The sequence below is a fragment of the Paenibacillus sp. GYB006 genome, from assembly GCF_036577645.1.
In the GTDB taxonomy this organism is placed as follows: domain Bacteria; phylum Bacillota; class Bacilli; order Paenibacillales; family Paenibacillaceae; genus Paenibacillus.
Genome location: NZ_JARBDA010000013.1, coordinates 21512 through 35155 on the forward strand (window position 1 = coordinate 21512; position 13644 = coordinate 35155).

Consider the following 13644-nt stretch of genomic DNA (forward strand, 5'->3'; position numbering starts at 1 on the left):
CGGGTTCTTTTTTTTGTCTTTTTTAAAAGAGGCTCAAGTTATTTTATGATACAATTACATAAATTAGGAAGTACATAACAGGAAAAGAGAAGGGGATGAACTCTATGACCAAAATTTTAACAAGGTCTGAAGTCCGGTCAGAATCCACTTGGAATCTGGATGATATATTCGCTACGAAAGAAGCTTGGGAGGAAGAGCGTAAAGCCATCGAGATTGATATTTCTACCGTTACACAGTATGAAGGAAGGCTGGGAGAGGGTGCAGAAGTACTGCTTGCTTGTCTGGAGGCTCAGGAGAAGCTTCAGGGAAGACTGCAGCGAATGAGTGCTTACTCATATCTGCATCAATCGGGCGACAGTATTAACCCTCAGAATCAAATGGATGCCTCAAAAGCGAGAGACGTATCTTCTGCGGTAAGCTCCGCACTCTCTTTTGTGCGTTCAGAGATTTTATCCCTTCCGGATGGAAAAGTGGAAGCCTACATAGAAGAAGAGCCTGGACTCCGAGTGTTCGAAAGAAGTTTGAAGTTGCTGCTTGAGAGCAAGCGTCACCGGCTTAGTGCAGAAACCGAAAAAGTACTTGCTTCTTTTGGTGAAGTGTTAAACGCACCTTACCGTATTTATGAACGGAGCAAGCTGGCGGACATGACCTTTCCTTCCGCTGAAGATGGACGGGGGGGAACAAGTTCCCGTATCCTTTGCACTCTATGAGAATAAATATGTAGAGTCTGCTGATACCGTACTACGCCGAAATTCGTTTAACGCATTTAGTGAAACGTTGTATAAATATCGAAATACGTTCGCAGAAGCGTATGGAACAGAAGTAAAACGCCAAGTGATTGAATCTCGTCTTCGGGGATACGATTCGGTAACAGATATGTTGCTTAAGCCTCAGCAGGTAACTACAGCGATGTACAATAATATCCTTGATATCATTCAGACAGACCTTGCACCACATATGCGGAGATACGCAGCACTCAAGAAACGTGTACTGGGTTTATCTGTGATGACGTTTGCTGATTTAAAAGCTCCGCTTGATCCTGATTTTAGCCCCGGTATTTCATTCGAAGAGGCTGGCGAACTGATCAAAGAAGCTTTGCAGGTCCTTGGACCGGAATATGGCGAGATTGTCGCTGACGCTTTCCGTGAACGCTGGATTGATTATGCAGATAATGCAGGAAAACGAACAGGTGCTTTCTGTATGTCTATTCCAGATGTCCATTCCTACATTCTCATCAGTTGGTCAGATAACATGAGAGGTGCTTTTACCCTCGCTCATGAAGTGGGTCATGCGGGACATTTAATGCTTGCTGGGAAAAATCAACGTCTTACCAATGCCAGACCATCACTTTATTTTATTGAAGCTCCTTCTACACTGAACGAGCTGTTGCTGGCAGATCATTTAATCAAACGTTCTGATGATCCGCGGATGCGCCGCTGGGTAATTTCGCAGCTGTTAGGAACCTATTTCCACAACTTCGTTACTCACCTATTAGAAGGAGAACTGCAGCGTCAGGTGTACGAACTTGCCATGAATAATGAGCCGATTACCGCTGTGAAGTTATGTGAGCTAAAAGGCCGTATTTTATCTTCATTCTGGGGAGAGGATGTTGTCATTGATGATCATGCTGCCCTTACATGGATGCGTCAGCCGCATTATTATATGAGTCTCTATCCTTATACTTATGCTGCAGGTCTTACTGCTTCGACTGCTGTTGCTGAGCAGATTCGTAACGAAGGACAGCCTGCGGTAGATCGCTGGTTAGAGGTTTTAAAAGCCGGGGGGAGCAAAAGTCCCTTGGAACTCATGAAGCTGGCTGGTGTGGATATGTCGCGGCCGGAACCGATTCGCAGTGCGGTACGTTATGTGGGTGAACTGATTGATGAACTGGAGAGTTTATACTAATTCGTACAAAGGTTTTTATGTCCATCAAGGGAGAGAAACGTCATGAGCGTTCATTTTTACTTATTTGGAAGTGGATTTAACGACGGAGGCATGTTTTTTGATGAAGGACCTGGTTTCTTCTCAGGATTAGGCAATTTTTTTGCTGGTTTTCCTCCTGTATTTGCATTTTTCTTTACAACAATTTTATTAATTATTATCAGTGTTGTTCTTTATTCAATTATACAGGGGGTTACCACTTATACTCGTAATAATGCGGCTGAACGTTTGACCGAACGTGCACGTGTTCTAACCAAAAGAACCGAAGTGAGTGGAGGTTCTGGTGATAGCAGGGCATATACTAACTATTATCTAACCTTTGAATTTGAAGATGGTCGTCGAACAGAATTTGAGGTGCGGGCAGAAGAATATGGTTTGCTGGTTGAAGGTGACGAGGGCACACTTACTCATCAAGGAACTCGGTATTTAGGATTTGAACGGATGGCAAGTCCGCTTCGGCCCTAAAAAATATATCATTCACATCTTACTAAGTATTGTTGCTGATTCACTAGAGGCTGTCTGGTCATCTCGATAGAGGGGTGATTAGACAGTTTTTTTCACGAAATGTTGATTTCTATGATAATCTTACAAAATGGGTATGGATTAAGGCCATTCACTTATTTTATAATAGAGAAGTTATCTACAAGCGAAGGGAATAATGAACATGACGATAAGAAAAGCATTAACGGTAGCAGGCTCGGATACAAGCGGAGGCGCTGGAATTCAGGCTGATTTGAAGACATTCCAGGAATATGATGTATACGGAATGACGGCTTTAACAACGATTGTATGCATGGAACCGAAGACATGGGATCATCAAGTATTTCCTGTGGATCTTGGGATTGTAGAAGCGCAGCTTAAAACCGCAATTGAAGGTATTGGTTTTGATGCTATGAAGACAGGGATGCTAGGTTCTGTTGATATTATTGAACTCGTGTCTCGTTATATTGACCAGTACAAGCTAGATCGAATTGTTATTGACCCTGTTATGGTCTGCAAAGGTACAGATGAAGTACTGCAGCCAGAAAATACAGAAGCAATGATCGAATTCCTTCTTCCGCGTGCGGATCTTGTAACTCCAAACATTTTTGAAGCTTCACAACTTGCTAAAACAGGTCCGATTACTACACTGGAAAAAATGCAGGAAGCAGCAACGATCATTCATGATCTCGGAGCAAAACATGTTCTGATTAAAGATAGAGGGAAAATCCGTCCAGGTAAAGCAGTGGATCTGTTATATGATGGACAAACTTATGAATGGTTTGAAGCGGATGCGATTGAAACCCAGTATACGCATGGTGCGGGCTGCACATCTTCGGCTGCAATTACAGCGGGGCTTGCAAAAGGGCGTTCCGTTCGTGAATCCGTATCTGGAGCGAAAACGTTTGTAACACAGGCGATCTCAAATGGATTCCCGCTTAACCAGTTTGTTGGCCCAACAAGACATTCTGCACACCGGATCCCGTCTGCGAAATAATACTCAGCACGTTATCTCAGTAACACTAAAAAGTAACACTAAAAAGAGCTGTCCCATGATGTAGGGTGTGATTCAAGCTACATAGGGGACAACTCTTTTTTTATGAATTACATGGAAATGGCCTCAGGATCTCCTGTGCCCTCTGTAATCCATTCGAACATTCGAGAAATCGCCGCACGGTGCGTTTCCTGCGGGAAATGATGACCGAGACCTTCATAACGATGGAAGTTCACATCTGCTTTTGCTTCGCTTAAGGAGTTGTACATTTTCTCACCTTGACTGTAGGATACCTGAACATCCTTCGTACCATGAACGATAAGCACAGGACAACTGAGTTCGGAAGCAATCGTGACGGGTGAGCGATCTTTATATGCTTCCGGAACTTTCGTTGGAGTCCCCCCGATGACGCGTTTAAACGTACGGCGCAGATCAACTCTTTCCTCGTAGGTCTGAGCCATATCGGATACACCGCTCCAGAGCACCAGTTTATGAATATTTGGTTGGGTGTGCGCTGTATATGCCGCATTAATCGAACCTCTCGAAAATCCCATAATGCTTATTCGTTCGGCATCAACAAAAGGCAGTTCTGACAGAAGTCTTACGGCAGCATACACATCTTCTTTGTCATCTCCGCCAAAGCAGTCGCGTCCTTCACCGCCGTCTGTTCCCCGGTAGGAGGGGGCAAACACGATATGATCGTGCATCGCAAATTCCTCGACCCATGGAGTACGGACCTTACCGAAATTCCCAATTCCACCACGGCAATAAATGAACACAGGCCACTTCTTAGAAGTGAAATCTTGATCTGTGGTATGCAGAGGAGTATTTAGTTGTACAGCGGGATATGTATCGCTGCTGAATTTTCCGAATAGCAACTGGCGAACTTCGTCTTCTGGAAGTTGATACCCGTAGGGCAGACTAAGATATCCTTTTACATGAAGTCCTTCAGATGGATAGGTCACATGATAAATCATAATACATGCTCATCACCTTTGGTCATAGTTGTTATTTTACGCTTGTACTATTATACCCCACAGGCAATGCTCATCAAACGCAAGGTTTACTTTTACCATCTTCTTATGCTGCTACGTATTTTTAATAAAATCTAGCAATGTGGCTTGAAAGCGATTCTTCTCTTCGAATAAAAGTCCATGACCGCTTTCCTCAAAACGATATAACAAAGATCCGGGGATGGCCTGCTGAGTAGCAACTGCGCCTTGAAACTGGGCGATCTGGTCATGAGCTCCGTGAAAAATACCGGTCGGGATTTGAATCTGAGTCAAATCTGAGGAAACATCTTCGTTTCTTAAAGCAATTCCGCTCTGTAAAATGGCGTGGGAAGCGCCTTCGAGGCACATATGCTGAAACCAGCTTTTATATTCTGGACTGATATATTGATAATAGAAGGTGCCTCCAAAATCCGAGATCGCTTGAGGCAAATCAATCTGCATTTGCTGAAGTAAATGATCGATTTGAACTAAAGGCAGACCAAAAGCAGATTGATTCTCTTTTTTTACGAGATAAGGGGTAGTTGCTCCGGCAAGAACGAGTTTTTCCACTCTAGCGCCAGTATCATACTTCGTAATGAAGCGAGTACAGATAGCTCCACCCATGGAGAATCCGACAAGAACTACATTTTCTAGATTAAGTACATCCATTACGAAGGAGATATCTTCGGCAAATCGATCATAGTAATATCCATGCCATGGTTTATCAGACTTCCCAAATCCTCGAAGATCAAGAGTAATACAGCGATATCCTAAGTAGGGCAGCATTTGCATCTGGTAATCAAAAATCCGGTGACTTACAGGCCAGCCCGCGACAAAAAAGATGGTTTGTCCATTTCCTCCGTCCACAGGACGAAGATCTTCTACGTACAGCTGAACTCCATTTTCAACTTCAATCATCATATCCCGTTCCTCCTTTGTTGTTGTAATACGTCATATCGTTCCCCTTGTTCATTTCTATTGTCTTTATCATATGCAGCTCGTATAGAAGGAATGTCCTATCTGTAAAGAAGAAGTTTCACAAAAAAGAAGATGTAGTTTTATGTAATTTAATAGTTGACAGCGCTTCATTTGTTTGAAACAAAGATATATAACTGCTTTTCCTATTGTTTTTTCTGTAAAAAACAGAAAAATACATACTCAAACCCAAATAAAAGTGGTATACTCCCGTTAAGCAATGACAAATTATCCTAAATATAGAACCTCTGGAGGGTTGATTACACTATGGTACAAAACTTGTGGGACAACGAGAAAGCGAAGCAACTGAATAAAGGGCTTGATGAACTTGTGTATCGCTCCAATCTTATTGGAACGGATCGCCGTGTATGTAATTGGGGCGGGGGAAATACGTCAACCAAAACGGTGATTAAGGATTTTCGGGGAAGAGATGTAGAGGTCATGTATGTAAAAGGCAGCGGATCTGATCTTGGAACCATGCAAGCTAAACATTTTACGGGACTTCGGCTTGAAGATATCAATCCTTTATATGAATTAGGTGAAATGCCAGATGAAGAAATGGTAGCATACCTCAGCAATTGTATGATTGATTCAAAACACCCAAGGGCATCAATTGAAACCTTGCTTCATGCATTTCTGCCATTTCCACAGGTAGACCATACACACCCGGATGCCATTATAAGTATCTGCTGTGCAGATAACGGACGCGAAATCGCTCGTGAAATATATGGAGATCGATTCGTCTGGGTTCCTTATATTCGTCCAGGTTTTACGTTGTCAAAGATGATTGCAGAAGGTGTCAGAAATCACCCTAATGCGGAACTTGTGCTTATGGAGAAACATGGACTGGTTACATGGGGAAACACCTCTGAAGAGACGTATGCGAAGACAATTAGCGTGATTCAAGAGGCCGAAGACTATATTGAACGCCAGGCACAGGAGAAGGAAACTTTTGGAGGAGCACGTTATACATCACTTAGCGAGGAAGAACGCCGCGCAGCAGCAGCAGCGATTATGCCTTTGATTCGCGGGGCTGTCAGCGATGAGAAGAAAATGATTTTAACGTATGACGATGCAGATGATGTATTATCATTCGTCAATGGAAACAACTCGAAAGCTTTGTCACAGGTCGGTGCAGCTTGCCCTGATCATCTGGTACATACCAAAGTCGTTCCTTTATTTGTGGAATGGGAACCAAAGTTAGAAAATATAGACCAATTGAAACTAATCTTATCTGAAGAAATCCAGCAGTACAAACAGAATTACAAAGCCTATTTTGAACGTAACAAACATGAAGGAGATCAAATGTTTGAAAGCGCACCGCGCGTCATTTTGATCCCAGGTATTGGAATGATCAATACGGGAAAAAGCCATGCTCATTCGCTAATTAGCGGTGCATTATACCACAGGGCAATTGCCGTGATGAGAGGCGCTACTGCTCTAGGAGAATTTGTCTCTCTTAGTGAAAATGAATCGTACAATGTGGAGTATTGGCCGCTTGAACTGTATAAATTGTCACTCGCACCAAAAGAAACGGAATTCTCGCGCCAAGTTGCACTCATTACGGGTGGGGCAGGCGGAATTGGCAGTGAAACGGCTAGGCTGCTTGTATCCGAAGGGGCACATGTGGCGATTACGGACTTGAATCTTGAAGGGGCTCAGCGTGTTGCAGCAGAAATTAATGCCGAGTACGGAGACGGTAGAGCCCTTGCTATAAAAATGGATGTGACGAACGAAGAGCAAATTAAAGAAGCTTATTCTCAGTGTGCACTTACTTATGGCGGTGTCGACATTATTGTCAATAATGCGGGGCTTGCAACCTCAAGTCCGTTTGATGAAACTTCATTACAAGAATGGAATTTAAATATAAATGTGTTAGGAACAGGATATTTCCTTGTTGCCCGCGAAGCTTTTAAGGTAATGAAAGAGCAGGCGCTTGGAGGCAGTATGGTTTTCATTGGTTCCAAGAATTCAATTTATGCTGGTAAAAATGTGACCGCTTACAGTTCTGCGAAAGCACTCGAAGCCCACTTAGCTCGCTGTATTGCGACAGAAGGCGGGGAATACGGAATTCGCGTAAATACGATTTTACCGGATGCCATCTTACAAGGCTCTGCGATATGGAATTCTAATTGGCGTAATGAGCGAGCTGAAGCTTATGGAATTGAACCTGATCAGCTGGAAGAGCATTACCGGAAGCGGACAACACTGCTCGTTAATATTTATCCAAGAGATATTGCCGAAGGCGTTGCTTTCTTTGCTTCATCCAAAGCTGAAAAAACAACAGGGTGTATGTTGACGATTGATGGCGGAGTACCTGCAGCCTTTACACGTTAAATCCGCAAGTACTCATTTGTTTTGTGCTTCACATTCGAAGGAGGGAACAGATTTGAAGGATAAAGCCTATGTACTATTCGAAGAGCAACAGTTAGCAAGAGGAATCGATGTTAATCATGTAAAACAAAAGCTAGCCGAGCTGAAAATTGAAACTCCTTCTTGGGGTTATGGAGATTCCGGTACACGTTTTAAAGTGTTTCAAAAAGAAGGAGTTCCGCGTAATCCTTTTGAGAAAATGGAAGATGCTGCCGTCGTCCACCGGCTGACAGGGCTCGCTCCGACTGTGGCAATTCATATCCCTTGGGATCAAGTGGATGACTATAGTAAACTGCGTTCACATGCGGAAAATCTAGGTCTGCGCATTGGAGCCGTAAATCCGAATTTATTCCAGGCAGACGAGTACATGCTTGGAAGTGTAACGAACAGTGACAGCAGAATTCGGCGCATGGCAACCGATCATCTGCTTGCCTGTGTAGATATCGCAAAAGAGACCGGTTCGAAAGATGTATCTTTGTGGTTTGCCGATGGAACCAATTACCCGGGACAAGGCGACATTCGTAAACGCAAAGGCTGGATGCAGGAAGCTTTGCAGGAAATGTACCGTGCTCTGGATCCAGACATGCGGATGCTTATTGAGTATAAATGTTTTGAACCTGCTTTTTATCATACCGATTTGGCGGATTGGGGAATGGCGTACAATATGGCGCTGAAGCTTGGAGAACAGGCGCAAGTGCTAGTTGATACGGGACATCATCTCCCTGGAGCGAATATCGAACATATTGTAGCCTACCTGCTGGATGAGAAAAGACTAGGTGGTTTTCATTTTAACAGCCGTAAATACGCCGATGATGATCTTATCGTAGGTACCGTCAACCCATATGAATTATTCCTTATTTTCTATCAAATTCTGCAAGGAAGTATGGATGAAGATGAAGGAATACGAAGCGGTGTAGATAAAATCGCTTATATGCTTGATCAATCTCATAACATTGAACAGAAGATTCCAGCAATGATTCGTTCCGTACTCAATGTTCAGACGCAATATGCCAAAGCACTGCTTGTAGATCATGAGGAAGTAGCGGCTGCTCAAAAAAATAATGATGTACTTGCTGCAGAACATGCAGTAAGAAGAGCATTTGAGTTCGATGTTACTCCACTACTTCATGCCGTACGTGAGGAGCAAGGCCTTCCAGTGGATCCTATGGAAGCCTATCTAAACAGCCGTTATACTGCTGAAATTGCAGGGCGCGGCAAAGGAGGGGCTAGCTGGTGAGTGTCCTAGCCTTTGATTTGGGAGCCAGCAGCGGGAGAGCAGTCCTTGGACTGCTCCACGACTCCCGCATGGAGATAAGGGAAGTGCATCGATTTAGTAATAATCCGGTTTTTGCTGGGGAACACATGCACTGGGATATATTACGAATTTTGCATGAAATGAAACAAGGTTTGCTGAGAACAAAACAAGCAGGAGAGCGAGTAAGCAGTGTCGGCATTGACTCGTGGGCTGTTGATTTTGGGATCCTTGGTAAAGATGGCGAGCTGCTCGGAAATCCATATCATTACCGTGATACGCAGACAAACGGTGTAATGGAAGAGGTGCTGAATAAGATTCCGGCGGAACGCATTTTTCAAAAAACAGGAATTCAGTTTCTTCCGTTCAACACCATTTATCAACTTGCTGCCTTGAAAAAGCGGGACTCTTATCTCCTGAGAGAAGGGGCGCATCTGCTGATGATTCCGGATTTACTCCGTTACTTTCTGACAGGAGAAAAACAGCATGAATTCACAAACGCGACGACGACTCAGTTGTTTAATCCCGTTATGAATGATTGGGACCGAGAATTAATTAAGCAGATTGGCATACCGGAAGAATGGTTTGGCCCCATTGTTTCTCCCGGCACGGAAGTCGGGATGCTTCGTTCCGAAGTGACCAAAGAACTCGGCATACGGCCAGTGCCCTTCATTGCGGTGGCTGAACATGATACGGGCTCAGCAATTGCTGCCGTCCCGGCGACGGATGGCCCTTTTGCTTACTTAAGCTGCGGCACATGGTCTCTCATGGGCACCGAGGTAGATGCACCGATTATTAATGAACAGACGCTTGCGAGTAATTTTACGAATGAAGGTGGTGTAGGTCATACTTATCGTCTCTTGAAAAATATTATGGGATTGTGGATTTTTCAAGAGACGATAAGAGAGTGGGAACGAGAAGGGCATGATGTGAATTATGATAAACTTCTTCATTTAGCTGAGCAGGCAGTTCCGTTTCAGCATTTTATAGACCCAGATCATTCCATGTTTCTTCCAGCAGGGAACATGACGACTCGAATCCAAGAATATTGTGTAAAGACCAATCAACGTCCGCCGCAAACGCAAGGAGAGATCATTCGGTGCATACTGGAAAGTCTCGCCATGAAATATCGGTATGTATATGAGCTGACAGAGCAGGTGTCTGAACAATCTTTCAGCGGGCTTCATATGGTCGGCGGAGGCATTCATAATCATCTTTTATGTAAGTGGACTGCGAGTGCCCTTGGCAAACCTGTATATGCCGGTCCTGTTGAAGCAAGCGCGATTGGCAATATTATTGTACAATGGATAAATGAAGGCGTTTTCAGTTCTTTGACTGAAGCGAGAAAAGCAGTAAAAGAATCATTTCCAGTACTTACGTATGAACCGGAAAACGCAGAGGCCTGGAAAGAAGCTTATTTCGAGTATGTAAAGTATACAAATTTAGCTGCCTATGTATAGACCTAAACAATAAGATGAGTTTCTCTAGATAAGAGGTGTACGCTGATGAAAGTCTCCCTATTTATTACTTGTTTGAGTGATGCCATCTATCCAGCGGTGGGAGAAGCCATGGTTCGTATATTGGCAAAATACGGTGTTACTCTTCAATTTCCAAACGTGCAGACTTGCTGTGGTCAACCGGCTTATAACAGCGGATATTTTGATGAAGCGAGAACAGCTGCCAGAACGATTCTAGAAGCATTTGAAGACAGTGATTTTGTAGTCTCGCCTTCAGGTTCTTGCACTTACATGATCCATCACTATGAGGACTTATTTAAAGATGATCCTGTTCTGGCAGAACAAGCAAGGCGTCTTGAAGCAAAAACCTATGAATTTACACAGTTTTTAGTTCAGGTGATGGGGATCACCGATATAGGTGCTAGATTCCCTCATAAAGTTACGTATCATCCGTCCTGTCATGGCAGTCGTTTATTAGGAGTGAAGGAAGAACCGATGGCTCTTTTAGCAGGAGTCAGGGATATCGAGTTTATTCCACTCCCTTTTGCAGAAGATTGCTGTGGGTTTGGCGGAACCTTTGCTGTGAAGATGGCAGATATTTCAGGTGCGATGGTAACGGAAAAGGCAGAACATATCGTCGAAACAGAAGCTGAAGTTCTGGTTGGTCTAGATATGGCATGTCTGATGAATATTGCCGGCCAGCTTCGCTTCCAAAATAAGCCGGTTCGGGTTATGCATCTTGCTGAGCTGCTATACGAAGGGGTGAAGTCTTCATGAGCATTGGAGCAGGGAAACATGCTGTTAGAGAACGCGCTGAAATTGCACTGCATGATGAATTTTTACGCAGAGCGGTACGATTTACGACAGAAAGGCTTCGTGGTGGCAAAAAGCTGGCATCGGAAGAGCACGGAAGATGGGAGGAATGGAGAGAGCGCGGAAGACAGATCAGGCTTCATACCATCGCTCATTTGGATTATTATCTAAATCTTTTTACTGAGAATGCGAGAGCGAACGGAGTTCACGTCCATTTTGCCGAAACCGGTGAGGAAGCCGTTAAGATTGCCTTACAGATCGCCAAACACCGGGAAGCTCATTCTGTCGTAAAGTCTAAATCCATGGTCACAGAAGAACTTCATCTGAATCATGCATTGGAAGAAGCGGGAATCGAAGCGATAGAAACTGATCTCGGTGAATATATTATCCAGCTTGCCGGTGAAATGCCTTCTCATATTGTTATCCCGGCTATCCATAAAAATAGATATCAGATTGCAGAGCTATTATCAAAAGTAGCAGGAGAAACGCTGGCTCCTGATACAACCATACTCGCAGGATTTGTGCGTAAAAAATTACGTGAACGGTTTCTCGATGCCGATATCGGTATGACGGGATGTAATTTTGCAATTGCGGAGACAGGTTCCATGGTTCTCTTCGAAAATGAAGGGAATGCACGGATGGTGAGCACACTGCCGCGAACTCAAATTACGCTGATGGGCATGGAGCGTATCATCCCGTCATGGGCTGATCTAGAAGTTATGGCAACCCTGCTGCCAAGATCGGCTACAGGTCAGCGTATGACGATGTATATGTCAGGTATAACGGGTCCTAAAAGGACCGAAGATGCCGATGGACCGGAACAAATGCATATCATTATCGTGGATAACGGACGTTCTTTGCAGCTCGGAGATCCAGAGTTTCAGGAACTGCTCAACTGTATCCGCTGCGGTGCTTGTCTAAACGCTTGCCCCGTCTATCGCCATATTGGAGGTCATGCTTACGGAAGCACGTATAGCGGACCGATTGGGGCGGTCCTAACACCGGCTCTAAATAAGAATGTTGCCGAATGGGACGATATTGCTAGCGCCTCAAGCCTCTGCGGAGCCTGTTATGAAGCTTGTCCTGTGAAAATCCCTTTACATGACATGCTTGTTTCTCTTCGTAGACGTAAAGTGGAGCAAGGGTATGGAAATAAGGTAGAAACCGCAGGGATGAAGGCTTTTGGAACGGTCGTGAAGAAGGCTAGCCGCTTTAGTACAGCGATAAAAATGGGACAAATCGGTCAAAAACTAGTTGTGAAAAATGGCGAAATCACTTTGAAGGCTGGTCCGCTGAAGGGCTGGAACAGTTACAGAGTAACTCCATCACTTGCAAAACAGTCCTTCAGACAGTCATGGAAGACGCTGGAATCTGAGATTCGGGCAGAGCATGTGGAGATGAATACGGATGTTCGCGAACGAATGCAAAATGTACTAGACCGTAGACAACAGGAGGACTCGCGAGATGAGTAAATACGGCGAAACTTGGCTTGCGGAACTTGAACAAGAATCCCGGCGTAAACAGGATGCATTTATGCAGCATATTGCTTCTAAACTGCAACGACCTCGTATAACGGAACGACCCGCGAGACCCTTTCAAGGGTCACCTAGTTTTTGGAATGAAACCGAGTGGGATGACGAAAAGCGGGTTGAACAATTTTCTCATCACTTCGAGAGCGTAGGGGGACATGTCGCCCTAGTTTCTAACGAGCAGGAACTCCGTGCATGGATTGAGGAAAAAGCAGAAGAGCTGGAACCAAAACGAATTATTTGTCAGGATCAAGCAGAGCTAAGGGCGCTCCACTTAGAAGATTCCATCCCCTACGCCAAGATTACTTTTTGGAATACGGAGGAAGGAATTGACGAGAAAGTTTTGGCTGCAGAAGCGGATATTGGGATTGTGGTTGCAGATGGAGCAGCTGCATATACCGGTTCAGTGATGGTGAAGTCTTCCAAGGAAAAGGGAAGATCGGTAAGTTTACTGCCCACGGTATTGTTTCTTATTATTCCTAGAGAACAGATCCGAACGAGAATGGGCGAACTGCTTGTCGAACTCGACGAACAAGGCCGAGAGGAATTACCAGCAGGGGTGCATTTTATATCCGGACCCAGCAGGTCTTCTGATATAGAGAATGATCTGACCATTGGGGTTCACGGTCCTGGAATCGTATATGCGATTATATTAGGTTAAAGTGAAAACAAGTGAAGGCCTCCGAAGCTAAAGGAATGGAGGTTTCTTCACTTTTTTTATGTTCAGCAAGCAATGATTTGGGTAATTAATAAAATAGGTGATTACTATTTCATGTGATGAATGATGTAGGTGATTAACGATATAAGTGAAGGATGCTGTGACAAAAGTATCGAGAAA

At 44.2% G+C, this 13644-nt stretch carries 10 protein-coding genes and 1 pseudogene; 9 read left to right on the forward strand and 2 right to left on the reverse strand.

Translation table 11 applies throughout. The features are described from left to right. Positions 1-104: 104 nt before the first annotated feature. The 3 genes and pseudogenes from pepF (at position 105) to pdxK (ending at position 3418) form a co-directional block, all read left to right on the forward strand. Positions 105-1905, forward strand: a pseudogene (pepF, locus tag PV403_RS20225) (oligoendopeptidase F). Positions 1906-1947: 42 nt separating this feature from the next. Further along, the gene (locus PV403_RS20230; RefSeq protein WP_332085798.1) at positions 1948-2406 is read left to right on the forward strand and encodes a DUF2500 domain-containing protein; all 459 of its coding nucleotides are present in this window, start codon (positions 1948-1950) and stop codon (positions 2404-2406) included. Between the two features lie 199 nt (positions 2407-2605). Continuing rightward, positions 2606-3418 (forward strand): pyridoxine/pyridoxal/pyridoxamine kinase, encoded by an 813-nt coding sequence (pdxK, locus tag PV403_RS20235; protein WP_332085799.1) that lies wholly within the window; start codon positions 2606-2608, stop codon positions 3416-3418. 107 nt (positions 3419-3525) lie between these two features. Here pdxK and PV403_RS20240 read toward each other — a convergent pair whose 3' ends face one another. Continuing rightward, positions 3526-4392 carry an alpha/beta hydrolase family protein gene (locus tag PV403_RS20240; protein ID WP_213535505.1) on the reverse strand — a complete coding sequence of 289 codons (867 nt, stop codon included), beginning with the start codon at positions 4390-4392 and terminating at the stop codon, positions 3526-3528. Between the two features lie 111 nt (positions 4393-4503). Then, complete coding sequence (locus PV403_RS20245; RefSeq protein WP_332085802.1) at positions 4504-5328, reverse strand: alpha/beta fold hydrolase; 825 nt, start codon at positions 5326-5328, stop codon at positions 4504-4506. 321 nt (positions 5329-5649) lie between these two features. Between PV403_RS20245 and PV403_RS20250 the strand changes: the two genes are divergently transcribed. From PV403_RS20250 to PV403_RS20275, 6 genes are read left to right on the forward strand one after another with little or no spacing between them, the layout of a single operon-like run. Further along, positions 5650-7719: a bifunctional aldolase/short-chain dehydrogenase gene (locus tag PV403_RS20250; protein ID WP_213535503.1), complete on the forward strand. Its 2070-nt coding sequence runs from the start codon at positions 5650-5652 to the stop codon at positions 7717-7719. A gap of 52 nt (positions 7720-7771) precedes the next feature. Then, on the forward strand, positions 7772-8992 hold the full coding sequence (rhaI, locus tag PV403_RS20255) for an L-rhamnose isomerase (protein WP_332085804.1): 1221 nt from the start codon (positions 7772-7774) through the stop codon (positions 8990-8992). Next, positions 8989-10467 carry a rhamnulokinase gene (locus PV403_RS20260; RefSeq protein ID WP_332085806.1) on the forward strand — a complete coding sequence of 493 codons (1479 nt, stop codon included), beginning with the start codon at positions 8989-8991 and terminating at the stop codon, positions 10465-10467. The genes rhaI and PV403_RS20260 overlap by 4 nt, the downstream gene beginning before the upstream one ends. Positions 10468-10512: 45 nt before the next feature. Beyond that, entirely contained in the window at positions 10513-11241 is a 729-nt protein-coding gene (locus PV403_RS20265) for a (Fe-S)-binding protein (protein WP_191804146.1), read from the forward strand. Beyond that, positions 11238-12749: a LutB/LldF family L-lactate oxidation iron-sulfur protein gene (locus tag PV403_RS20270; protein WP_213535499.1), complete on the forward strand. Its 1512-nt coding sequence runs from the start codon at positions 11238-11240 to the stop codon at positions 12747-12749. The genes PV403_RS20265 and PV403_RS20270 overlap by 4 nt, the downstream gene beginning before the upstream one ends. Continuing rightward, a complete protein-coding gene (locus PV403_RS20275) occupies positions 12742-13467 on the forward strand; it encodes a LutC/YkgG family protein (RefSeq protein ID WP_332085807.1) in 726 nt (241 codons plus the stop codon). Before PV403_RS20270 ends, PV403_RS20275 begins: the two co-directional genes overlap by 8 nt. The last annotated feature ends 177 nt before the right edge of the window (positions 13468-13644 follow it).

Excerpts from the sequence above, each read along its gene's own strand:
- PV403_RS20250 (WP_213535503.1), top strand. The coding sequence starts at position 5,650 with ATGGTACAAAACTTGTGGGACAACGAGAAAGCGAAGCAACTGAATAAA.
- PV403_RS20275 (WP_332085807.1), top strand. The coding sequence starts at position 12,742 with ATGAGTAAATACGGCGAAACTTGGCTTGCGGAACTTGAACAAGAATCC.
- PV403_RS20230 (WP_332085798.1), top strand. The coding sequence starts at position 1,948 with ATGAGCGTTCATTTTTACTTATTTGGAAGTGGATTTAACGACGGAGGC.
- PV403_RS20265 (WP_191804146.1), top strand. The coding sequence starts at position 10,513 with ATGAAAGTCTCCCTATTTATTACTTGTTTGAGTGATGCCATCTATCCA.
- PV403_RS20245 (WP_332085802.1), bottom strand. The coding sequence starts at position 5,328 with ATGATGATTGAAGTTGAAAATGGAGTTCAGCTGTACGTAGAAGATCTT.
- PV403_RS20270 (WP_213535499.1), top strand. The coding sequence starts at position 11,238 with ATGAGCATTGGAGCAGGGAAACATGCTGTTAGAGAACGCGCTGAAATT.
- pdxK (WP_332085799.1), top strand. The coding sequence starts at position 2,606 with ATGACGATAAGAAAAGCATTAACGGTAGCAGGCTCGGATACAAGCGGA.
- PV403_RS20240 (WP_213535505.1), bottom strand. The coding sequence starts at position 4,392 with ATGATTTATCATGTGACCTATCCATCTGAAGGACTTCATGTAAAAGGA.